Here is a 23,553-nt window from a genome sequence, read left to right on the forward strand (position 1 = left end):
CGTCTGTAGATTAATTGGCCATAGCCCTTAATCGTTCAACAACTTTATGTACAGCATCTGCTGTATGAAATATATCTTGTTCTGTAGTATAACGCCCTACACTAAAGCGGATGGATTGATTTGCCTGCTCTTTACTTAAACCCATCGCTATTAAAACATGGGAAGGCTCCATCACCAATGAATGGCAAGCAGAACCGTTTGAAACACAAACATCGTTCAATCCTAATAACAAAGCTTCATTATCTATTCCCTCAAACCGCATATTTGATGTATTGCAAACACGTGGCGCAGAGGATGTATTTCTAATGGTATATTCTTTAATCAATAAAAGATCTTCTAATGTATCCCGATAATTCTTCATACGAAGTATATCTTCTTTCACTAATTCTGATACCAAAACAGCTGCCGCTCCCATACCAACGATATTAGCTGTAGCTAATGTGCCACTGCGAAGTCCACGTTCATGGCCTCCGCCATAGACCAACGGCTTTAATTTGACATGAGGCGCAACATACAGTCCTCCAATTGCTTTCGGTCCATAAAATTTATGTGCTGAAAATGCCATCAAATCAATATTGGAAGCATCAAAAATATACTTTCCAACTGCCTGCGTGGCATCTGTCATGAATAATGCTCCATTTTCATGAGCAATATCAGCATATATGTCAACAGGTAGTAATACACCTGTTTCATTATTCGCCATCATGATGCAAACCAAAATTGTATTTTCCTTAAAAGCATCTCGATAAGCTTGCATATCAACCATACCAGCCAAATCAACAGGCAGATAAGTTACCTCCACTCCGATCGTCTCTAAATATCGACACGTATCCAATACCGCTGGATGTTCGGTCGTTACTGTAATGATATGTTTCGGCAATCCATTTCGAGCAGGTATACCCTGCAAAGCAATATTAATCGCTTCAGTAGCTCCTGCAGTGAAATAAATATCCTCTTCATTAACATCAATCATATCTGCAACTTGACCTCTAGCTACGTTAACCGTATTATTTAACATTCGCCCCATACGATGGCTACTTGCAGCATTGCCGTACATATCTGTCAAATAAGGCATCATTGCATCCAAAACCTTCGGATCCAATGGCGTAGTTGCATTATTATCAAGATAAATGAAGTCTTTTTTCATATAAATCCACTACAAAAGTAGGTTACAAAGATAGCTTTAAATAACCAGCTACGTGTCATCTAACAGCCCTTATTTTCTACAAATTACTACTTAAAACTTGAATCAATTGACACACAAGTCTATCAATATCTTCAAGCCTGAATTATGTTAATAATTATTTCTAATCTAACAATTTTAATTGACGGCAAGTAACATTGTTAGGAATAAATTTCTTTAAACAAATCTAGCAAATATAAATTTACATACTAATATTTTTAGCTTTTATTTTTCAACATAAATATTTTTGCTTTTATCAGTTAATGAAAATTATCTTTATCTTGGTTTAATAAGCAGAAGCTAACAAATACAATGATTCCAGAACTAACTTATTACATACACTGTTTTCAAAAATTAAAAAGGGACCATAAAAATGGAGGTGCCCCCCATAAACCGATCTTATTATTGAGTGTAATAGACTTATTTGAAAAAAAGTCTATTATAGTAATCAACTGTTTATTGTTCCGGAATTAGTATCATCTTTTAAAACGATATGGAGTCAATTGGTAGATTCAAGACATGATCCTATTTTTGCGTTGCCATTTTACCATATGCAATCAGAACCATTTTAGAATATTAATACGGAAAACCGTATTAATACCTTAAACTAACTTTTTAAATTTGTAAATTGTTTACTATTCCCTAGATTTAGTAGTCATCAATAGCCTATATCACTTATTAGCATAAAAGAAATAATAACACATTAAAAAAATGCTCGAGAAGACTTTAAATAAAATATCACATTTGGATGATACTAAAAGAATAAAACCATTTTGGAAATTTAGATTTGACGAGCATGCATATATTAAAGATTTTAAATATGGAAATTTAAAAAAACATGCAACAATTGCTTTAATTATATGGTTATTTAGTGATTATTTATCCCAAAAAGTCTTTAAAAAGTCAATACTCATTATTAAACAAAACATTAACCTACCAAACTTTACAACATTCGTATATTACATTGTCATACCATTCGTTATATTTTTTTTTATTAAACGTATTAGTAAAGGTTACACACCGTCCTTTAACTCATTGATTAATTATCTTATATATGTAGCATTATTTGGTTATCTAATAGAAAGTAATTCAGAACTAATTTCCCAGCTAAAAATAGAGTCACATGAGATCATTCACATTATTTTTGTTAGTTTTTTAATATTGCTTTCAAAATGGTCTTTATATTTCGTACGAGTAAACTCTGAAGACCTCAATTATCAATTTTTAATTGATAAAAAAAATGAAAAAGACCTCTTTGCATATAAAGGCCTTAGTAATGAAATTGAGAGATTTATACATAGCACCGAATCCGAGCATTCATTTGCAATTGGAGTGCTGGGTAATTGGGGAGATGGTAAATCATTTCTCACGAATACACTTCTAGGAGAACTTAAAAAAAATCGCGAGGATTATATTGTATTAGATTTTAATCCTTGGCTTTATGAAAAGAACCAACTCATTGATAGTTTTTTCAATGAATTTCTAAATGCTGTTTCTTCAATAGATCGATCGCTAAAAAATGATTTTTCTGCATATGCAAGCAAAATTACGGATCAATCAAATAACGAGAAGATCCAACTAACTAATTTACTCGTCAAACTTTTAACAGATTCAAGAACAATTAATGAAGTAAAATGTTCGATTAGTGAGAAATTAAAATATTCAAGAAAGAAAGTCGTCATTTTTATTGATGACACAGATCGGTTGGATTTAGAAGAGATCCTTTGTGTTTTAAAAATCATCAGGAACAGTGCTAACTTCTCCAACACTTTTTTCATTACAGGAATAGATTACAACTACCTCCACTCAAAAGTAGAAGACCCGAAATATCTGGAAAAAATATTTAATGTTTTGGTCGCATTACCTAAAGTTAGTCCTTCCGTTTTAAAAACTGAAATAATTAAACGTTTCAAAACTAATTTTCAAGAACACCACAAATTAATTGAAGCACTCGAAGATTTACTTCAATATGAGTGGTTTATGTCGTTTCTTAAAAATTTAAGACAAGTAAATCGATTAATTAATTCATTTAAAATTGCCTATAATAAACTGGGAGAAAATGTTGATCTAATTGACTTATTAGTACTAGAAACTTTAAAGAACAGCGCAACTAAAACATATTTTGAATTATTCAATAATAGAATAAAAGCCGAAACTTTCAACTCACCTGACAAGCTTGAAAGTGAATCGTTACGTACTCAAATAAATGAAGTTAAAAACCCTGACATACTTGAGGCCTTACAATACCTTTTCAAGAAAAAGAGTGACCATCTCAGAACATTCAATAGTAATTATCAATTGATGTTTTTTAACTATTCATACGAAGGTGTCAATATTTCAGACTTTTATGATATAATAGCTAAAAGTAAATTAGAAATAGTGGACCAATTTAATAAGTGGGTTGCTGAAAATGAAATTCATAAAAATGAATTACTACAATTATTAACCTTATATTTAAAAGGACGTCCATTGGATGATGATTACAACAATTTTATTAGAATATTATTAGAACTAGATGATTCAGAATTTTCAGAGAGAATATTTCAGGATATATATATTCCTATACCTGATAAGCATAGTAAAGCCAACGAAGATTTAATCAAAAATAATTATTTCAACAATATATTGGGAATAATAAGTGACTATACTGACCCTAACCCCAAATTATCTTTAGACTGGACATTTTCTATTTCAAGATTTTTACTTCAACACAGAAAAAACAATACAAATTCTACTCTAAATAATGAAGAACTTTTAATTATCACAGAAAATTACCAAAGATCTTTCGAAAAATTTCTAAAATCTAATGAAAAATTTGAGGAAAAATATTATGCATTTCAAAAATGCATAATAGAAATTAATGATGATAGAGTAATATATGACGCTGAGTGCAAAAAAATTTTTAAGAATTATATTTTAGAAGATGATAACTTGATTGAATTATTAAAAGCATCTATTAAGCCTTTATACGGTAAATTTAATAAAAATGTTCCAGAAATTACCATAGAAGATTTTCTCCATGTAATTTTTGATGATGAAGATGAATTATTAAAACTTGTTAATAAAATTTCCCCATCTACTACAGTTCCACCAGTAAAATTTATTAAATTATATATAAGTGAATATTATAAATACAGAAAGGATAAACAATCTTCATTCTCTAAACATATCCATGATGAGAACTTAGTTAACGAATTTGAAGTGTATTATAATATTGATAAAATATAAGATCTAATAAAATATTAGTTTTTAAGGAATCATCCTACAGGTAAGCATGAGAGCTGAGAAAAACATTTACTTAACTACAATACTAGCAGCCTCTATACCAATGGCAGTATACATTCCTAGAAAAATGCTATTAAACGATAATTTCTAAAATTACAATCATTTTTTGACCATAGTGGTAATATATAGTAACTTTAAACCACGATGCTGCAAGTAACCTGTGCTATAATTGAACATAATAATAAAGTGTTGATCTGTCAACGTTCTGAGACGATGAAGCTTCCTATGAAATGGGAATTTCCGGGTGGTAAGCTAGAACAGGACGAATCGAAGGAAGATTGCATAAAAAGGGAAATCAAAGAAGAATTGGGTATGATCATCACCACTGGCCGAGTGCTAAAGCCTGTAGCATATCAATACCCTGAGTTTGCCATATGCCTCTATCCTTTTATCTGCAAATGGGAATCTGGCAAAGTGCTTCCCACAGAACATAGGCAGGCGATATGGGTAGATGCATCTGAATTATTAAACTACGACTGGGCGGAAGCTGACCTGCCGATAGTACGTGAATATTTGAGCTTATGACTTTTGGAATATACGAATCGCTGATAACACAATCCTTAGCAAATAAATTGAAAGAATTGCCTGAAAAGGAATTCTATATAAACAGGACTTCACTTGATAAGGAAGAGGCGACAAGAACATTGTCAATGCATCTGCAAGAAGTAATTGCTAAGGCTTTTCAATCCATTAAATCCAACAATGATCTTTTACTTGACAAACAAATTGAAATCAGTAATCGTTTGATTATGTTCTTACACGACGAGATCACGCAATACGAATTTGAAGAAGATCTGATCGAAGTGAATGGCGGTATACTCAAAGCTGTTTTTGACAAGATTGATTCTCATTATGCCAATTTGGATCTTAGGTTAAAAGAGATTACGCCCGCTAGTCGATTGACGCAGAGTGAGCTGTTTACTGGTGGCAATATGGGTCTTTCTTTAGATAGTGAATTGAAAAAAGAAATTCGATCGGCAGACCGCATCGACCTATTAGTTTCCTTTATAAAATGGAAAGCAATCGTGATCTTAAAAGATGCTTTCCAAGAATTCACAGCAAGAGGTGGACAATTACGCATCATTACAACCACTTATATGGGTGCGACTGATGCGAAAGCGATACAAGAATTATCACTTTTGCCTAACACGCAAATTAAAGTATCCTACAATACAGGGAATGAACGCTTGCATGCTAAAGCGTATCTTTTTTATCGAAATACTGGTTTTCACACTGGATATATCGGCTCTTCCAATTTTTCTAGATCGGCACTTACGGATGGCCTTGAATGGAATGTAAAAGTAACGACAAAAGAAATACCACATATCATTGATAAATTCCAGAAAACTTTTGAATCGTACTGGGAGAATGCTGAATTTGAACTTTATGATGATCAAAAGCATTTTGTACAATTGGACCGTGCGCTGAAAAGAAATAAGCTGGGTAAATCGGATCAGAATATCTTCACCCTGTTTGATCTTAAACCTTATCATTATCAAAATGAAATCTTAGAGAAGCTAAAGGTTGAGCGTAAAGTACACAATAGATATCGAAACTTAGTAGTTGCTGCGACAGGAACGGGAAAGACGGTGATCTCAGCATTTGATTTTAAAAATTACTTAAAGGATAACCCACACAGTAATTTTCTATTTATTGCGCATCGTATCGAAATATTAACGCATGCTCAAAATACATTTCGTAATGTCTTAAAAGATCAAAACTTTGGTGAGCTGCTAGGTAGTGGCTATACTGTTGCAGACAGAAGAAACGTATTTGCGACCATACAAACATTGGCTAATAGAATAAAAGAGAGCGATTTTTCTGCAGAATACTATGATTATGTGATCATGGATGAAGTACACCATATACAGGCGGATAGCTATCAACAGGTGATCAAATACTTAAAACCAAAGATAATCCTCGGATTGACGGCTACTCCTGAACGAGCGGATGGGAAGAGCATATTAGCTGATTTCGACCAACATATTGCGGCAGAGATTCGCTTGCCAGATGCATTAAACAACAAACTACTTTGCCCTTTCCAATATTTTGCTGTATCTGATTCGGTAGATTTGGATAAAGCGAAATGGATCAAGGGCAAATATGATACGGGAGATTTGACTCGAATCTATACGCAAAGTGATGATCGGGTAAGAGAAATCTTGCACAACTTAAACAAATACTGCAAAGATATACATGATGTAAAGGCAATCGGGTTTTGTATCAGTATCGAGCATGCGCAATACATGCGTGATAAATTTACAAGCGCGGGTTTACTTGCTGAATCACTAACGAGTGTAAATACAGACAGGCGTCAGGAAATCATGCATCAGTTTAGAAAAGGTGAGATCAACTACCTCTTTGTGGTAGATATCTTTAATGAAGGGATCGATATCCCTGAAATAGATACGGTTATCTTTTTAAGACCTACGGAAAGCTTAACAATATTCTTACAACAACTGGGTCGTGGTCTTCGACTACATGATCATAAAGACTCCTTAACTGTGCTGGACTTTGTAGGTAATGCAAATCCTAATTATGACTTTGAGTCTAAATTTAGAGCCTTAATCGGTAAAACGAATACAACGGTACAGAAGGAAATTGAAAATGATTTTATTCACCTACCCTTAGGATGCTCTATAATTTTGGAGAAAAAGGCGAAGGAAGTCATCTTAACTAACATCCGAAAAGCAACTTCTTTAAATAAGCGAGATCTGAAAAGACGATTAGAAAACTATATCAATCAAACGGAACTTCCGTTGACATTGGAAAACTTTCTGTTTATCAACAATATTTCATTTGAACGTTTGTACCTACGCCATACTTGGACATCGCTACGCGAAGAGGCGGGAATTATTAAAAATGTAGATCGTACGAATGAAAAAAACTATCGTGCGATGCTGTCTAAAAAATGGGCGGCGACAAATTCGCTTTCCTACTTTCGGTTTTTACTCGATTTAGCGGAAAAGGATTTTGTGTTAAACGAACTTTCAGTTTCAGAAATCGATACGTTATACCTGACGATGCTGCACTATGATTTTTGGCAAGATGCTTCAAATGAGAGATCGCTGTTTGAGTCCATTGCAATAATAGGTAGTAACAAAAGTTATGTAGAGGAAATAAAAGTCTACTTAAAAATGCGCATCAACCTGATCGATTTTGAAGAACTAGATTGTAAGGAATTGGGATATGAACAACCGCTTAAATTGCATGCTCGATATACCCGGGACCAAATATTAGTTGCTTTTGGACTGAGCACGCTAGCAAAGAAAAATCCAAACCGTGAGGGTTCTGCAGAAAACAAAGAACTGAATACAGAGTTGTTATTTATAAACCTACAGAAATCTGAAGAGGACTTCTCTCCTACCACGATGTATGAGGATTATGCGATCAATGAAACACTGTTCCATTGGCAATCTCAAAATGAAGCTGGCCCGCATACGACAAAGGGCTTAGGTTATATCAATCAAAGGGAACGTAATAAGAAGATATTGCTGTTCGTACGTGAGTCTCCAAAAGATAGTTTGGGTAATACTGCAGGTTACGTATTTGTGGGGCTTGGTAATTTTCTCAAACACCAGGGCTCAAAGCCCATGTCGATCACTTGGAAATTGGAAGAACCGATTCCCGAATACTTATGGACAGCTTCTGCTAAAATGGCTGTTGGTTGATATTAATTTAGACGCTTTTGTAATCATAAATTTTGTAAAACAAAAATTGAAGGAGCTTGCTCAAAAAAACAAGCTTAACCAGGTTCGTAAATAGCAATATTGACATCAAGATCTTGAAGTGCTTCAATAATCATTGGCCTAACAACATCCCAATCTAATCCGCCAAGTCCACAGCCTAAAGGAGGAATAGCGATACTTTGAATATCATATTCTTTAATAGCCTTTTTTAAGGCAATTAATCCATCCTGGATATAAGAAATTTCTGATGGTGATCTCCAATGTTGTTTAGTGGGGAAATTGACAATGACTTTTTCATTTATTAGATCACGTTCTTTCACAACTAGAATTTTCCCGATACTTAACTCACCTTTTTTACAAGCCTCCTTATATACCTTATAGTTTGTAGGATATCGATTTTTAAACTGCAGGGCTATCCCTTTACCCATTACACCTACTGTATTGACAGCATTGACCAATGCCTCGGCATCTGATTTCAGTAAATCTCCCTTTAAAAATTTAATCATCTTAGTAATGTTGCTTTCCTTATGTTACTTTTAGATCTAAAAACAAAACGAAATTACAATTAAATTGATAAAGATTCATTATTAGTAAAAACGATGTTTCAAGTGCGCTATATTATAATAGACATGATATTAAAGTGTTGATCTGTCAACCTTCTGCGACTATGTGGCTCCCATTTAAAAGGGAATTCCAAGGAGAAAGAATACAACCAGATGAATCTATCGCTAGACCATTTATCCTCCCCTTGGAAAGTAAAAAGCATATAAATGAAATTACGTAGTCGATTCCAAGCCTTTTCTCCTGATGTATAGCTAACTTATTATATTTCTATTCTTTAAAAGAACCATTTCAAACTCTGAGGGATAGTAATGATTTTTACCCCCATTGTTAAAATCATTGTTTTGCTCGATTAATGGAATACACGGAGAGCACAAAAATTAAAAACAAAATTCCATTTACAATAATGTATGACGCTTCTTTGAAGTCAGTAAACGAAAAAGTAAGATTACTAAAAAATGCAATAGCAAAAAATATTATCGAAATTGTCCTGATAAGCGATGTTGTCCGCGGTAAATCAAACCTAATTCCGATCGTAAACGTTAGTGTAATGATCAAAAAAAGTAAACTTCCGAAAGTCAGTAAGTCCTTATTAAAACTGACACTGAACATATTGAAACCGTAAGCGATTAAACTACTTACAGCAACTGCAATAATTGTTTTTACAAGATCTATTTTCATACTTTTTAAATTGTTGGAAAAGGAGGTGGAACTACTAAAAAAAGACTTGCAAGTTCAGCAACACTACTTGCCAATACCCAAGCGGGCATTCCTTCTTTCCAAACGTAGTGTTGCTCTGTGAACAGTCCATTTTGTACAGATTGTTTCAGCTCTTCCAACGAAAATTGACCTAATTGCTGTCCGTTAAATGCAACAAAGTAAGTTGATAATGGTGGAGGTGTGTTGTTAATATTGGTCATCATTCCACCCATCTGGCTACCCATTGCTCCGCCAATTCCCATTCCGACCATCAATCCTACTGCATTCACCCCCCCTGCTCCACCTAGATCCATACTACCCATTCCTCCAAGGTTTTCGGCTGCGGTTTTTAATACATCAGATTGTTGATTAAGTTGATGAACGGCAAAGTTTTTACCCTCAACTCCTAATTCCATTTCTTTTCTTTGAATACGTGTAACTTCTGACAAGTTTTCGATTTCTATATCTGTTTTGGCTGCAGAAAATTTGGTCTGCTGATCTGCAGTTGTTTTTTTGAGTTGTTGATAGTGTGGATGCTCCTTATCCAATTCTATTGCTCCAATGTCCAAACGTTTAAGATTGACACCAAAATGGTCTTCTAATTCTGCTGCTAATTTTGACTCCACTATATTGCTTATCTCATCAATCTTTCTTTCAATCTGCATAACAGAAATATTATTATCTTGTGGTGTATTGAGAATAACAGACTTTGCTTTTCGTTGAAAAAAATCCTTGATTTGTTTTTTAAAATCGTCCAAATCAAAATTAATTAGACGATTCAGTTTGATGAAACTCCTATAATCAGTTAGATTAAAAGTAAGCGTGCCACGAACAGCACAAGGGATGCCCAAATCTATAAATCTTGGATCATAGATATCAAAATACGGGATACCGAATCTGATTTGTATATTTCCTGAAAGGTTGATGAAATAGATTTCTGCCTGAAAAGGAGAGTTTCCACCAAAAGCTGTTCCTACAATATTTGTAAGAACAGGAAAATTAGCAGATTTTATAGTTTGATCATGAGGACCTTGTATAAAGTCCTGCATTGTTCCACTGTTTTGTTTATAAAAAAATACGGCAAGTTCCCCATCTTTTACACGCAAACTGCTCCCGTACCGTATTGCATTTTCTTTTTTGGTAGAGTTAGCTGCACCTGTAGGTCGCCATTTCCAAACTAAATATTCTGATTCATCGCAACGGATAACGTCCATTAATCCGCCTTCTGATTTTTTACTTTTGAATATGCTCATTTCTGAAATTGTATACTTAAGTTTATAATGAATATTCGCTTTCTATTTTTGCTCGTTTATCTTCTGGCATTTGGTTATTTAAAGCTTCTTTCTTTCTAATGAAATTTTTAAAAGATTCTTTTTCTATACTTTCTAAATCCCAATCTGACTTTGGAGTTATTTTAGTCCACATCAATTTCTCAAGCTCCATTTTGAGTTTTGAATATTCTTTTCTGTTCAATAGAGGTTCTAAATTGTCTAATTTCTCACTCATTTTTGAGAGTTGAATTTTACTTTTAATTTCTACTTTATGCTTACTATCTACCTCCTTTAAGAGATTTTCTGCCTCATCATATTTTTTGTCTTCTATTAATTTTTCAGCAGAAGTTACTATAGAAGTATAAATATTATTTCTATTATCATCAATTTTCGTTGAGATGATAGTCCAAATAATAAATGTGAGAATGATAAGTGTAAGTATAGCTAAAACCTGAAAAATTTTTTTAGTATTATCTTTTGCAATTCCTTTTGCATTTTTTACTAAATTTTCTACTTCTTTTAAAGAGGCGGAATCTCCTTTCATCGCTATAATAGCCTTTGAATTAATTTGTTCAATCTTTTTCAACCATATTTTGTTCCAAGCATTACGATATTTTGTATCTTCTGAAAATAAGTTGAAATAGGTAGACGAATGTAATTTACTGGATGAAAGTGTCAAAAATTCAAGAATAGCTTCCTTGGAGACAGGTACAGGGTAATTCATTATCAATTCTTCTTTTCGCGAATCGGTAGTTGACCACTTTGCCGATTTAGATTTGTATATTAAAAATTGAATTAATTTGATAAAAATGATTACGTGCCAAAAACAAAGCCATAATAAAATCGTTCCTATTCCAATGCTTTTTTTTTGACTCAATTCGTATACATTTGTTGCGCGAGTAGCTTCAACTTCATCTAATTTATCAAAGAATTTAATGACGCTATTTGAAGCTTCAATATTCCTAAATTCGGTACCGCAATCGGAGCATTTTATTGTAAAACTTTCTGCAATAGCACCACAAGACGGACATTTTTTTACATCCCCCAACTTGTCTGATTTTGGTGCAACTGCTGCATTCGGCTTACTTTTGATTTTTCCATAAATTCGAGCTTCCAAAACCATTTCAAATTCATCTAGATCTATACCCTCGGTTTCAGCTCTTTTGAAAAGTACTTGTTTCTCTTTTTCAGTCAACTCGCCGTCTGCTAATGCAAGTTCTATTAGTTTTTCTATTTGTTCGCTGTACATTGTTTATTTTAAATTTTATTGATTTTTGGCATGTGGAAATTTATTCGGTATCATAATTTGTTAGCCCTAATTTGCTTGATGGTAGCCCATATATTATCTATGAGCTACCACCCTAGTAATCCATTTCTGGAAACTTTCATCATTTTCAATTCTATATCAGTAATAATTAAATCGTAAGAACGACTACTGCGAATTGCTGTGTTAATACATGTGCATAAACGACTGGTATTTGAGAAGTTATTTATCCCACCAAACACTTAATCTCTCCCCTACATTTCACCAATTACTTTCATTAATTTAGTTTGCAATTTCAAAAATTTAGCTACTTGTAACCCAGTAAGATCCTCTTTAGCATTTTCAATTTTCTCCTGCAAATCGGTTGCTTTTTGCATATATTCTGCATATTGTGCTATCGCATTTAAATCTCCATTTTTTGCTTTTTTCATCAATACAACATAATGATCAATGTAGTCTTCATAACTTTTCAATAAAGCATCCCAATTTTCACTACCTTTTGATGAACTAGCAGTTTTTACAATTTCTTCTTCTGCATTGTCAGATTCTTCATTGGCATCATGATCATTTTCTGAGTTTGAACTTTCTATAATACCTTCTTTATCGTCAGAGATCTCTGCTATATCGGGCGCTAAACTTTTACTTGTTAATGCTGTTTCGTCTGCCAATTGGGCCTTATCTTTGTGATCGGAATTTCCTCCGCAAGAAATATGTATTGCAGAAATTAGAATAACTGCAAATACAATTGATTTATTAATATTTATCATGTATAATTTTTAGATTGGATTAGTTTTTAATAATTGTTAATAGTTCGCGACTGTCTCCACAATCTGCTCGGAGTATTTGTATATATCGTCTAACGATTGGAGATCATATTTCACTTCCTTTTTCTCTTTATCGAACAATCCAATACGTAGGCGATTTGGAGTGAAATAAAATCGACAGATAGGCTTCCGGTTATTATCATCGAGCAGTATACCACAATAAGACTGGTTGTCGCGCATAAAAATGCGTCCCACTTCAATGTCTTTGCGCAAAATAGACTTCACGACTAAAAATCCGTCAATCTCCTCTTCTGTTGTTACAATAACCGCATCATGCTCAATCGGAACTGTGGATGCATTTTGCTCCTCAACCTCCGTTTCTTTTTTAAGCGCACTTTTGAGTCGTTCGGCTATTTGGTCATTAATGATTTGGGTAAATACGCGCTTTACAAGTGGAGTGAATTGTTCTAATACTTTTGCCGTGACAACACTCGGATATACTTGTTTGGTGAAAAATCGAACAAACTCATCACTTGGGTTCTGTATTTCAGAATTGGCCAAAATAGTCAATTCATTAAAATATTTTAAATCGCTGGCTACACTAGAGATGCTCTCTAGATCAAATACTGTTTTATGGAATTTTTTCAACTCGGACACTTCATTGTCCTTGATATCCATAATCTTGAATTCGAAGAAGGGTTTTTCATCCATCTTATTGGCCGTCACAAGATCTGTATAGAAACGGTACTCAATACCATTGGTCAATAGTCCGAACTTGGCCTCTGTGGTATGAAAATAACGGAATAGCTGTGAGTTGTGTGGATCAAGGCCATCAGCGAAATGCTTGCACTCGATCAAAATAACGGGTTTTTCGTCGCGTAAGATGGCGTAATCAACTTTCTCACCTTTCTTAATACCAATATCAGCTATAAATTCTGGTTGTACCTCAAAAGGATCAAAAACATCGTACCCTAATATTTTGAGAAATGGCATCACGAGGGATGTTTTGGTAGCTTCTTCGGTTTTGATCTGCGGTAAAAGTCGATCTACTCTTTTGGAGAACTGACGAATTTCATCTTTAAAATCCATAATAAAATTATTTAGTGTTATATAAATGAGAACATACGTTTATGATCCCCAAAAGTAACAAGTAACCTAAAGGGGTAGTTACGGGATACCATAACTGCAGAAATAATTTAAATGATACTTTTGACATCATTATTAAACTGATTATTCACGACTAAATAACTAAAACATGTATAATTCATGCTCCTGGTGCAACAAAGAAATCCCGTCTGGAAAAGAAAAAAAAAGTTATAAAGGGAAAAGTTTCCCAATGAAAGTCCTAACGCTTTTTTTTGGAAAATCCTATTGCTGTGAAAGGTGTCGCAATTCGGCAGAGAAAAGAAAAGGAAGAAGGTAGATAAAACAAAACCTGAATATGAAAAATACTTATCGAAAATGGAGCTTACTGTTCAGTTCTCTTCTTCTGATATCATCTCCGATAACTGGATGCCATTCTAAATCAAAAGATCACAAACAGAAAATGTTGGGATTTTCGGACAATGGAATAACCGACAGTAAAATTGCATCTGACATTTATCTCGTCACTAAGGTATCTGATGGAGATACTTTCTGGTGTAAAAACGATCGAGAGCAGCGAATCAAAATTCGTCTTATCGGAATAGATGCGCCGGAGCCCCGCAATTACTTTCGGATGAAAGAGCAGGCTTTTGGGAAAGAGGCTTCTCAATATGCAAAAAATCTTCTTCTAAATGAAAAAGTTAGACTGGAATTTGATGTAGATTCATTGGATCAATTTGGTCGTACACTAGCTTATGCTTATCTACTTGATAATACTTTTGTAAATGAAAAAATTATCAAAGATGGGTATGCGGTCCTGATGACGATTGCTCCGAATGTAAAATATGAAAAACGTTTCTTTGAGGGCCAAAAATATGCTCGGGAAAATAAATTAGGTTTGTGGGCAAAACCAATTACAGAATGAATCTAAAAAATCTTAAAATAATATTGATATGCGGATTGATCTTAGCATTACTTCCCTTACCTTATGGCTACTTTACTGTACTTCGCGTATTTTCATGTGTTGTATTTATCCTGCTCATATTAAATATCCCTAAGAGCAAAAGAAAGAGAGATAATAGAGAACTTATTATCTATTTAATATTATTAATCTTATTTCAACCTATTCTAAAACTTCCATTAGGACGGACAATCTGGAACATCGTTGATGTCTTTACTGCAATATGGTTACTACTGAATCTGAATAGTAAGAAAAAGAAATGACAGCATTAAATCAATGCTGTCATTTCTTTTTCTGTCATTGCCACTCTATAACTTACGATTCGAAATCTTAGGAACGATTTGTATAATAAAACGTTGGTTATTATCTTCATTATCAATCTTACGTCCTACTCCCCCCCATCCATTGCCAGATAGCTGTAAATCTATAAGTTCTCCATAAGCTTTCTCTTCAAAATCTATCCCTTCTTTTTTCCAAAACTCCCAAAGGGCGTATGCACGATTATAACTCAGGTCGTACTCTTTTTTCATTCCAATAGGAGAAGTATCTGCACTATAGAGTTTTGATGCATATCCAGATATGATAACTAAGTAAGATACCTTCTCTTTATTCTCCCGATTTTGTTCTTTAGCAGAATTGACAACGTCATCTAAAACTTGTTTAAGCTTTTTACCGGCATTAATAATATTAGTTTTGGTTTCTTGATATCTTTCCAAATTACCATCCATAATCTCAAACTTGGAAGGTTTAAATTTAACATCGAAGCTAAGTAAAAAACGTTTGTACTTGTCCTCGTAGGTAAATGAACTATTGTCCTTTAAAGGCATGAGCGAATTTTCGACTTCTTTATAAACTTGTAATTGTTCATCTTGTGCAATAATGGTATTTCTATTGTTGACATATGTAACAACAAATAAGACCAGTACAATAAAAAACAAACTTGTCATCAAGTCAGAAAATCCAACCCAGAAAATATTGTTTCCTTCTTTTTTAGCCATCGTTTACTTCTTTTGGAAAATACGTTTAAAAAAGCTTTCGTTATTTTTTTCAACTTCTTCTTTGAGCTTATTAACAAGGTTATACATAGAGTTTAACTTACTGATTTCTTCCTTTCTATCTGTTACATTGGATACCTTACTATTTACCTCATTAAGTGTGCTCACAATCGTTGATATTTGTTCTTTGTTCTGATGGATATCTAAACCTAATTTGTTCACTTGATCAACATGATTAACTTGCTTAATGAGCATATCAGATTGATGCTGATCAAATCCTTGTTTTATCTCAGGTAATACGGTAAGATTATCCAAAAGATCGAATTTGTCAAATTTGGTTACATTTTCAGTGTAGGCTTTTTCCAATAACTCATGTTGCTGATTAATCAAGTTAACGAGACCTTCACGCTTCATAATGACATGATTTTCGAACGATTTCAACGTATCATCCAGATTATCATCTACTCTGAGAATCATCTTTTGATAGCGACTGGACATGTCATCTAAACTTGAAAACTGCTGCTTTAAAAAGGATATAATTGAATTGGTATCATCAACCCGTGAATCAATTTTATTGGCTATCCCTTCAAAGTTATTGGCGCGATCCAGTAATTTTGATATACTATCGCTCAGTGCTCTTGTTTCACCTAAACGGCTATTAAGGCTTTCGACAAAAACATTAAATTTATCAAAGTTATTGGTTGCTTTTTCAAGTCTTAATAAAACATTGGCATTCAACTGTACGAAATCATTCGCATTGAGTTGTTCCAATCTCCCTAAAACAGTATCCTGAACTTTTAACGTTTCATAATTCTTTTTAAACAAATAACTCAATGTATTAATATTGGCTGTAAACTCCATATTAAAAGAATTCATAGTATTCGTCAACTTCGTAACTGAAGATCCAAAATCTTGACTAACGACAGGAAGAAGATCTGTCTGCACAAAATTGTAAAACCCATTTTTATTTAGTTCTACTGTTCTTTTTGCTTTTTTAAATGAATTTAAACCAATAAATGAGGTAATAAATAGTCCCAAAAAACTTGAAACCATTGCAATACACACAGCTAACAAAAAGTCATTCAATTCTAATTGTTTAACAGCACCAGATGCAATTGAATCATCAGTACTCCAAAGTTTGATCAGCATAGTGAAAAGACCAAATATGATACCAACGATTGTAGCCATTAAACCTAAGTAAAGCGGCTTATTAATGGTTTCTTTGATTTCTTCCTCTTCTACGTTCACATTACGCTCAACTAGATCTTTTACGATGCTGAAATCTGCAATACCGCCATTGTTTTTAAGCAAATAGATATTTAGAGATTCAATAATCTTATCAAAGTAAGTCCCTGATGTACTATAGGGGTTGATTAATGTTACATTTACAGTTCCTTCTGAACTGATTGCTGTATTTTCTTCGTTTTGTAAACTTTGAAATATTTCGGCAACTTCACCTTCTTGCAATAAAGTTTTTGAAACAGATAATTTCTCTGTTTTAAAGTAATCGTGACGCGGAATAAATCGTTCAAACTGCCGGATGGCTTCTTTAAGAGCGATACCTGTCTTCACCTGTTGAACAACAAAATACCCAACAACTAATAATTCTAAAATAATATGAACCTGACCCATCGTGGTTAAATATATTTGATATTAATTTTTTCTATAACCTGCAACCTATTTTCAACTTTCTGAAGCCTGCCAACTTTAGATTCTTGAACAAAAGACTTTGCACCAGGAAAGTAATTATTCAATGATTCACAAAAACCATCAATATAGCTATCACGATGTTGTAATGAGTTTGTAATGGCGTCCAGATTTGATTCATCCAAGCGAAAATAATATTCATTATCACGCATTGAGATAATATATGGTGTACGTCTATCTTTTTTACTGACAGACTGAAGGTCCTGAAAAGCTCCACCAGTCATACAATTCCCGACGTATTCCTGCTGCTGAGGAACTGAAAGAATTATCGGTTCCGAAGGAGTCTCCACATCTTGGTGAATTACGGATTCTATTGTCTCAACAGTTGATGAAGATTCAGTCGAAACACTTCCATCTACAGGAACTACTTGATTAGACTTTACATCATTCGCATCAACTTTTTTGTTCAATTCCTCGATCTTTCGCACCAGTTCTTGAATCTGCTTTTTTAGTGTATCAATATCTGATTCATTAGACCTACTTAAGGTTGAAGATACTTGTGGTCTGGACGTTTGACTTTGATTCAAAGACTGTTTATCCAGAAATTTGATTCTGTTTTCTAATTCAGAAATCGCTCCTTTTTGATTATTCGATTGGATTATCATTGCGACCAGGAGAAACAAAACTGTCACCCCTAATCCGATAACTACATATTGCAACGTCATATCAGACATTAAAAGTGTTTGACTATCAATATCACTCTGTTGAGCAAATGCAGAGCTTGGTTTGATTGCCAATAGCAGTGCTACAATTATTAAACTTTTGTTTATTTTACCAATTTTCATCTTCTTGTAATTTATTTAACATTTCACCTAGCATACCGCGAACGATGTGGAAAGACAGATTATCCGATACCATATCTGTCATCGAAATCTGTTTGAGTCGCTGTGCGAGACCTGCTTCCAGAAATTCAATGGCAACCTTCTTATCTAGTAGGATACTTTCAAATTTTCGTTTGAGATCATAATCGATACCAAAATCATTCTTATAATTAATCCCTGGCAGTTGAAGGAACAAGGAAACAAACTCCTTATAAGCTACAAATACACTTTCATTAAATTGACCTTTTAGATCCTCGTAATTCAATGGATTATCATTAGATATAATGGTTCCTTCGTTATCTCCTAAATAACTTCGAAACTTTTCATCGAGACTATTCATGGAAAGTTCTGCGAGAATCTCTTCTCCTTCTTCCAGTACATTTATTGCTCCTTTTGAAGTCAGTTCTTTTGGATTATCCGGCACCAATACCTTTACTCGCATTTTGTCGGGAGATTCATGCAATCCGTAAACAGCATTAATAATTGCAGTTGCATATGTGACAATACTTTCCTTTTTAATAGTCTTATCAATAATCGATAAGAATTTAGATCCTGTTCCGGAAAAGGTCAAGTAGCTGGGGGCAGGTATATCAGCAATCTTCATTGCTTTAACGCTATTATAGATGATAGCGGCAAGATAGAATAAAAATACAGCCCGTTCATTAGAATGCATTGCTAAGAATCCATTAAAGCTTTTGTTGTTCACATCTTGTAGTTCTTTTTTCTTATCAATGGAAAAATAATAAGCAATGATATCTTCGATCTTACCACCTTGCTGGATTGTAGCCTCTATCTCATGTAAATTATGGTAGCCTTTTACACTAGATAATCCAGAAAAAAACTTAGTACCAAGTTTGTAAAATCCATTGGATCTAAAATCTGTCGCATAACCCGCGGAATAAAGATAATTGGCGCCAAAAAGTACAGATGAAATATTAATAACTTTTCGATTCTGATATACAACGCTATCAATAGTTCCACCTCCAATGTCTAGAGATAAAATGGTATTAGTAGTTCCTAAAATCTTTCCGGTACTCGCAATTGAATAAAATGGAGCAATAGACTCGGAGAGTTTTATTATTTCAATTCCTTGACCAAAATGAATGGCAACAAGTTGTTCTATCAATCCAGCAATTAAATTTATTTTATACTGCCCATAACTTAATGGATAAGTCCAAGTAAATCTTGTTTTAGAAAGGTCGCCTCGTTCGACTAACACTTTGGTTTTACACATGACAACAAGCTGTTCCAAAAAGGAATGTACCCAAGCTTCACCCTCTAGATTCTCAATACCATTTACCCATTTAAGATTAGTTCTTGGTGTAACATTATTGAAAGTAGGTAAGCTAGTTTTTTCGTAAGTAAACCCAATATTATAATCCAAAATGGATTGATAGTTAGCTGGATTAAAATTATTATAATCGAAAAGGACTGTTCGAATTGGGAAATTATAATTCGATCCTTTTGACACATTCTCTGCTATAAATTCTAAATCCTTATGATTCTGAATTTCATTCAAGCTACTAATATCAGTATCTAGCTTATTAAATGACGTAGCAAAACCATTTTTATCGAATGGTAGATCCAATGGTGAAGGTACACTTCCATTAACAGCATACTCAACATGAGTGTTAGAGGTACCAAAATCAAGGGCAAAAGTAAATGCTCCACCAATATGGCGTTCATCTCGCCATAAAGGAATAAGATAATTACGGCAAGAACTTCCTTCTTCTTGAAAATGGATGGCATTAAAATGCTGTCTACATCTAAAATAATAGGTATTATAAAATGATCCATTGCGGCTATCACGCCTCGCTTTCATACTCCTGGCAGCAGCAGGCATGCCATCAAAAGCAAGCTGAAAGGCATGGCTATAATCATTTAATCCCTCGTCGATAACCTGAACATAATAATTAGGATTCACAGTAGCCTTTTGAATTGGAAATAACTGGAAATATTTAGCACAAGGTATTATTTTCCCTTTCTGAGAATTCATATCCATTGTATCATACTTCTTTTCCAATTCGACAACATGCCGTCCCCCGTCAATCGGAATCCGCAACTTCACATTAACTGAACTCTTCTTCTTTATTATCTCAATCATTTTCTTTCCAGAAAAACTACATTCGATCAGATCTTTCTCGCTGAAATAAGTGAAAAATGTAGATTTTAAAGGGAGAAGATAGCCAACCCCTTGCTGGTCGGAATCGTTAGAGAAATTTCCATCAAAAAAAGATTCTTTATTAACTTCATAAGGTGTCTCGTAAATCTCGGACTCCAGAAAATCATCTACGGTCAAAAAAGGGTACTTAATATCCTTGCCGGGTAAGATCCGTATATCTAGTATTTGATCCGTCGGATGCTGAACCTTTGTATTGACGTCCCATTTAACTCCTTGGTACAAATAATCAAGCATACCTAAATTTCCGTTGGTCGCAAGTACCATAGGGAGAAGACCTTGTACCGTTTTGGATGCATGAATCAAAAACTGAGATTCTCTACCGATTCGCTCATGGGTATTTTTTACACTTTTGGTACGAAAAGGCACATTAAATACTTCAACGAGATAATCATTTCCATCGATCGTTGTTTTGTTCTCTAAAAATTGAGCATCCAAAGTATTCACCGCCGTCATAAATACGCTGTCTGTATCCATTTTTTCTTTGATATTGCGTTTTACGTAATTATGAAACGTGGACATATACTGGTTCAATGAAGGATTTTCCTTAAAAAAAGCCATCAAATAGAGAATAAAGTCTTCATCTCTATTTTTTAGTGATGCAGGCTCCGTAAATAACTTACGGTCATGTAAAGTAACTTGTGCAAAACCCAAATCATTGGCTGAAGTAAATACGAGTGTCTTTGGAGAGGTGGCACCAATAATTTTATGATTGAAATAGAAAATGTAAATTCGATTAAGCTTATCAAAATTAAATGCTTGATCGTCCTGTTTAAGAAAAAGATCCAATGTACGTCCCAGTAATTGGTGACGGGAATAACTGGATTCTACTAACTTGACCAGATCGCGCTGTTTATCCCAAACCTTAATTGTCAACTCACCATTGATAGAATCTTTATTATAGAGCAGTTCCAATAGATCCAGACAATCACTTACTAATTTGTGATGATGCGTATATCCATCTAATTTATTCTTTAAATCATTGAAATGTTTAAATGCCGAATGAAACAAATCCAATCGCGCAAATGGTGATGGTATAGAGGTTGGTAATGCATTACTTTGATCGCCGTCAGGGCTTATAATTTTATCAATAACAACACTACTATAATCTGTTCCTCGTGCTTGCCAATGTGTCATTGGGGTATCTTCAAAAAGTCTAAAAACTTTTGCCATAATATTAAAATAAGTTTTTGATTAACATACTATCAGTCGCATTATAAAACTTCACCAATAGCTTGTTTTCTACTGTTGGATATTTACTTTTACGATGTTCATTCAAGGCTGCAGTCAATAAATCATAGCTTTTCTCCTTAAATAATTTGAAGAGTCCTTTTCTCTCTGCGATGCCAGCAACTAATTGAAGTAAATCCGAGTTCTGGGTAGTAATTCCAGTAACGGAACCTTGATTATCGATAATTTCTTTGATATTAAAAGGAGCAAAACTGATCCTATTTCGTTTCATTTCTCCTAACCATATTCGATATTGTTGTAAGAATCTGGTTAAATGAGCGTAAAATGTAGAACTTAAAAAGTTTTGATCGATTAATGGTGATGTTTCCTTTGCAAAAGGTGCAGATAAGTTTTCCTTTAGCTCATTTTCCAAGTACAATGAAAAACACAACAATTGGGTTAAATTAACTTGGATCTGATTTTGAGTTTCAAGAGCTAAATCTTTAAAAGTAACTACAGGATGTTCCAATGATAGATCATTAACACCAAACTCTTTGTACTTCGGGTTTTGGGCATTTCCATTGCTGGTTTCCAATGTATTATCATTGGCAAAATCAACGATAGCGAGCGCCGCCGCTAATTCGACAAAATGGCTATCATTTTTCTGTCCACTACCACCAACGACATTCTTATAAACATTGTTATTATCATCTGCGATATAATAAAGGGCATTGATATCCTTGCTTTCACTTATATTATTATGATAATATTGTAATGCCGCCTTGGTTTTAGAATAGAAAGTCGAGCTCTGAATACTATCTGTAAGATCACCATCTAACTTGAAATAAGGCATGACCGTTATTGCGCCAACAACAGCATTGCGAAGGTGATCAAAGTTTTTTCCATTAACAATGCCTTGTCGAATATTCTTCAGAATTAATGGAAAACCTGCTGCACCCGTTCCTCCAAAAATGGATGAAATAATAAAGATTCGGTCACTACTGGTAAAGCAATTAGCAAATTGATTAAATTCATCCGATTCGGTAAACTTATTTAATACAATAGAACCAATATTGGGATTACCTTGAAACCCAACCTCTAGATCTAAATTGAGATTTGCTTCTGAAAATAATATATCCATGAGTGCTTGATTACTGCCCCCATCTTCTAGCACATTGTAATCGATAAAATCTTTAAATTTTCCCCCATTAAGTCCGTCAATACTCAAACGAAACTCTTTTCCTATAGCATTTGTCCCGACTGTACCGATCACGTCTCCAAGAGATTCTATCTTGTTCTTAAAAAAAACATTTTCGTTTTCTGGAGCTACGGCTTTCTGAATATTACGATATTCATTTAATAAGGACTCCGTTTTAGCGACATCAGCTGCAGATGAGTCCGGATCTAATATGATTGGAACTACCTCATATCCTGTACGAACTCCTGAAGCAAGTAGCATTGTTAATGATTTCAATACGCGAGACCCTGTCCCCCCTATTGCAAAAACATATAATTTAGGCATGATTAAAATGGAATTTTGGATACATTCTTTGATAGCTTTTTGAATAAAAGCGATAAAACAATGAAAAGCAATGTGGTTAAAAGAAAACTGCCAAAAGCTAGTGCTGAATATGCTTCACTTCGAAAATCTAAACTTTCGTTTTCAAAAATCCCCTTACAATCATTGTATAAAAATACTGCACTTATTACAGCGCTTAATAATAGCAGTATTAACCAAACAATACGTTTAGCAAACTTTGGTCTATCTAATAGAAAATAATAAATTAGTGAAAACGCAAGAGCACATAAAATCGCAGCAAGTGCATACCTTTGATAGAGAAACCGTTCGAACATCTCTAATGAGAAATCTGTTGCGTAATAAAACTTCTCATAAAAACTTGCAAAAAAATCATTCATAGTT

General features: G+C 33.9%; 18 protein-coding genes. 5 read left to right on the forward strand and 13 right to left on the reverse strand.

Annotated elements, in window-relative coordinates; translation table 11 throughout:
• Positions 1-10: 10 nt before the first annotated feature.
• Positions 11-1,147: a cysteine desulfurase family protein gene (locus M2265_RS07370; RefSeq protein WP_132771222.1), complete on the reverse strand. Its 1,137-nt coding sequence runs from the start codon at positions 1,145-1,147 to the stop codon at positions 11-13.
• A gap of 747 nt (positions 1,148-1,894) precedes the next feature.
• Here M2265_RS07370 and M2265_RS07375 point away from each other — a divergent pair.
• The 3 genes from M2265_RS07375 (at position 1,895) to M2265_RS07385 (ending at position 8,139) form a co-directional block, all read left to right on the forward strand.
• Positions 1,895-4,411, forward strand: a complete 2,517-nt coding sequence (locus M2265_RS07375; RefSeq protein WP_132771221.1) for a P-loop NTPase fold protein — start codon at positions 1,895-1,897, stop codon at positions 4,409-4,411.
• 201 nt (positions 4,412-4,612) lie between these two features.
• On the forward strand, positions 4,613-4,993 hold the full coding sequence (locus M2265_RS07380) for a (deoxy)nucleoside triphosphate pyrophosphohydrolase (protein WP_132771220.1): 381 nt from the start codon (positions 4,613-4,615) through the stop codon (positions 4,991-4,993).
• On the forward strand, positions 4,990-8,139 hold the full coding sequence (locus M2265_RS07385; RefSeq protein WP_132771219.1) for a DEAD/DEAH box helicase: 3,150 nt from the start codon (positions 4,990-4,992) through the stop codon (positions 8,137-8,139). Before M2265_RS07380 ends, M2265_RS07385 begins: the two co-directional genes overlap by 4 nt.
• A 74-nt stretch (positions 8,140-8,213) precedes the next feature.
• Here the strand turns inward: M2265_RS07385 and M2265_RS07390 are convergent, their stop codons facing one another.
• From M2265_RS07390 to M2265_RS07415, 6 genes are all read right to left on the reverse strand, one after another.
• On the reverse strand, positions 8,214-8,663 hold the full coding sequence (locus M2265_RS07390; RefSeq protein ID WP_132771218.1) for a macro domain-containing protein: 450 nt from the start codon (positions 8,661-8,663) through the stop codon (positions 8,214-8,216).
• Positions 8,664-9,054: 391 nt separating this feature from the next.
• Positions 9,055-9,399 (reverse strand): hypothetical protein, encoded by a 345-nt coding sequence (locus tag M2265_RS07395; RefSeq protein WP_132771217.1) that lies wholly within the window; start codon positions 9,397-9,399, stop codon positions 9,055-9,057.
• 5 nt (positions 9,400-9,404) lie between these two features.
• Positions 9,405-10,670: an SPFH domain-containing protein gene (locus tag M2265_RS07400; protein WP_132771216.1), complete on the reverse strand. Its 1,266-nt coding sequence runs from the start codon at positions 10,668-10,670 to the stop codon at positions 9,405-9,407.
• A gap of 22 nt (positions 10,671-10,692) precedes the next feature.
• Complete coding sequence (locus M2265_RS07405) at positions 10,693-11,937, reverse strand: hypothetical protein (RefSeq protein WP_132771215.1); 1,245 nt, start codon at positions 11,935-11,937, stop codon at positions 10,693-10,695.
• Between the two features lie 269 nt (positions 11,938-12,206).
• A complete protein-coding gene (locus M2265_RS07410) occupies positions 12,207-12,719 on the reverse strand; it encodes a DUF6591 domain-containing protein (RefSeq protein WP_132771214.1) in 513 nt (170 codons plus the stop codon).
• A gap of 36 nt (positions 12,720-12,755) precedes the next feature.
• The gene (locus M2265_RS07415; RefSeq protein WP_132771213.1) at positions 12,756-13,805 is read right to left on the reverse strand and encodes a type I restriction endonuclease; all 1,050 of its coding nucleotides are present in this window, start codon (positions 13,803-13,805) and stop codon (positions 12,756-12,758) included.
• Between the two features lie 352 nt (positions 13,806-14,157).
• Here M2265_RS07415 and M2265_RS07420 point away from each other — a divergent pair, with 352 nt between their 5' ends.
• Positions 14,158-14,724, forward strand: coding sequence for a thermonuclease family protein (locus tag M2265_RS07420; protein ID WP_207902461.1), 567 nt, complete (start codon positions 14,158-14,160; stop codon positions 14,722-14,724).
• On the forward strand, positions 14,721-15,023 hold the full coding sequence (locus M2265_RS07425) for a DUF6804 family protein (RefSeq protein WP_132771212.1): 303 nt from the start codon (positions 14,721-14,723) through the stop codon (positions 15,021-15,023). The genes M2265_RS07420 and M2265_RS07425 overlap by 4 nt, the downstream gene beginning before the upstream one ends.
• A gap of 45 nt (positions 15,024-15,068) precedes the next feature.
• On the opposite strand, the gene M2265_RS07430 is transcribed toward M2265_RS07425, so the two are convergent.
• The 6 genes from M2265_RS07430 to M2265_RS07455 are packed head-to-tail and all read right to left on the reverse strand — an operon-like array spanning position 15,069 to position 23,549.
• On the reverse strand, positions 15,069-15,758 hold the full coding sequence (locus M2265_RS07430; RefSeq protein WP_132771211.1) for an OmpA family protein: 690 nt from the start codon (positions 15,756-15,758) through the stop codon (positions 15,069-15,071).
• 3 nt (positions 15,759-15,761) lie between these two features.
• Positions 15,762-17,387, reverse strand: coding sequence for a hypothetical protein (locus tag M2265_RS07435; RefSeq protein ID WP_132771210.1), 1,626 nt, complete (start codon positions 17,385-17,387; stop codon positions 15,762-15,764).
• Between the two features lie 5 nt (positions 17,388-17,392).
• Positions 17,393-18,247, reverse strand: coding sequence for a hypothetical protein (locus M2265_RS07440; protein WP_132771209.1), 855 nt, complete (start codon positions 18,245-18,247; stop codon positions 17,393-17,395).
• Positions 18,234-21,635 carry a hypothetical protein gene (locus M2265_RS07445; RefSeq protein WP_132771208.1) on the reverse strand — a complete coding sequence of 1,134 codons (3,402 nt, stop codon included), beginning with the start codon at positions 21,633-21,635 and terminating at the stop codon, positions 18,234-18,236. The genes M2265_RS07440 and M2265_RS07445 overlap by 14 nt, the downstream gene beginning before the upstream one ends.
• Before the next feature lie 4 nt (positions 21,636-21,639).
• Positions 21,640-23,154, reverse strand: coding sequence for a hypothetical protein (locus M2265_RS07450; RefSeq protein ID WP_132771207.1), 1,515 nt, complete (start codon positions 23,152-23,154; stop codon positions 21,640-21,642).
• Positions 23,155-23,156: 2 nt separating this feature from the next.
• Positions 23,157-23,549, reverse strand: a complete 393-nt coding sequence (locus tag M2265_RS07455) for a hypothetical protein (protein WP_132771206.1) — start codon at positions 23,547-23,549, stop codon at positions 23,157-23,159.
• Between the last annotated feature and the right edge of the window lie 4 nt (positions 23,550-23,553).

Origin of the sequence: Sphingobacterium kitahiroshimense, assembly GCF_025961315.1 — a bacterium.
GTDB lineage: Bacteria > Bacteroidota > Bacteroidia > Sphingobacteriales > Sphingobacteriaceae > Sphingobacterium > Sphingobacterium anhuiense.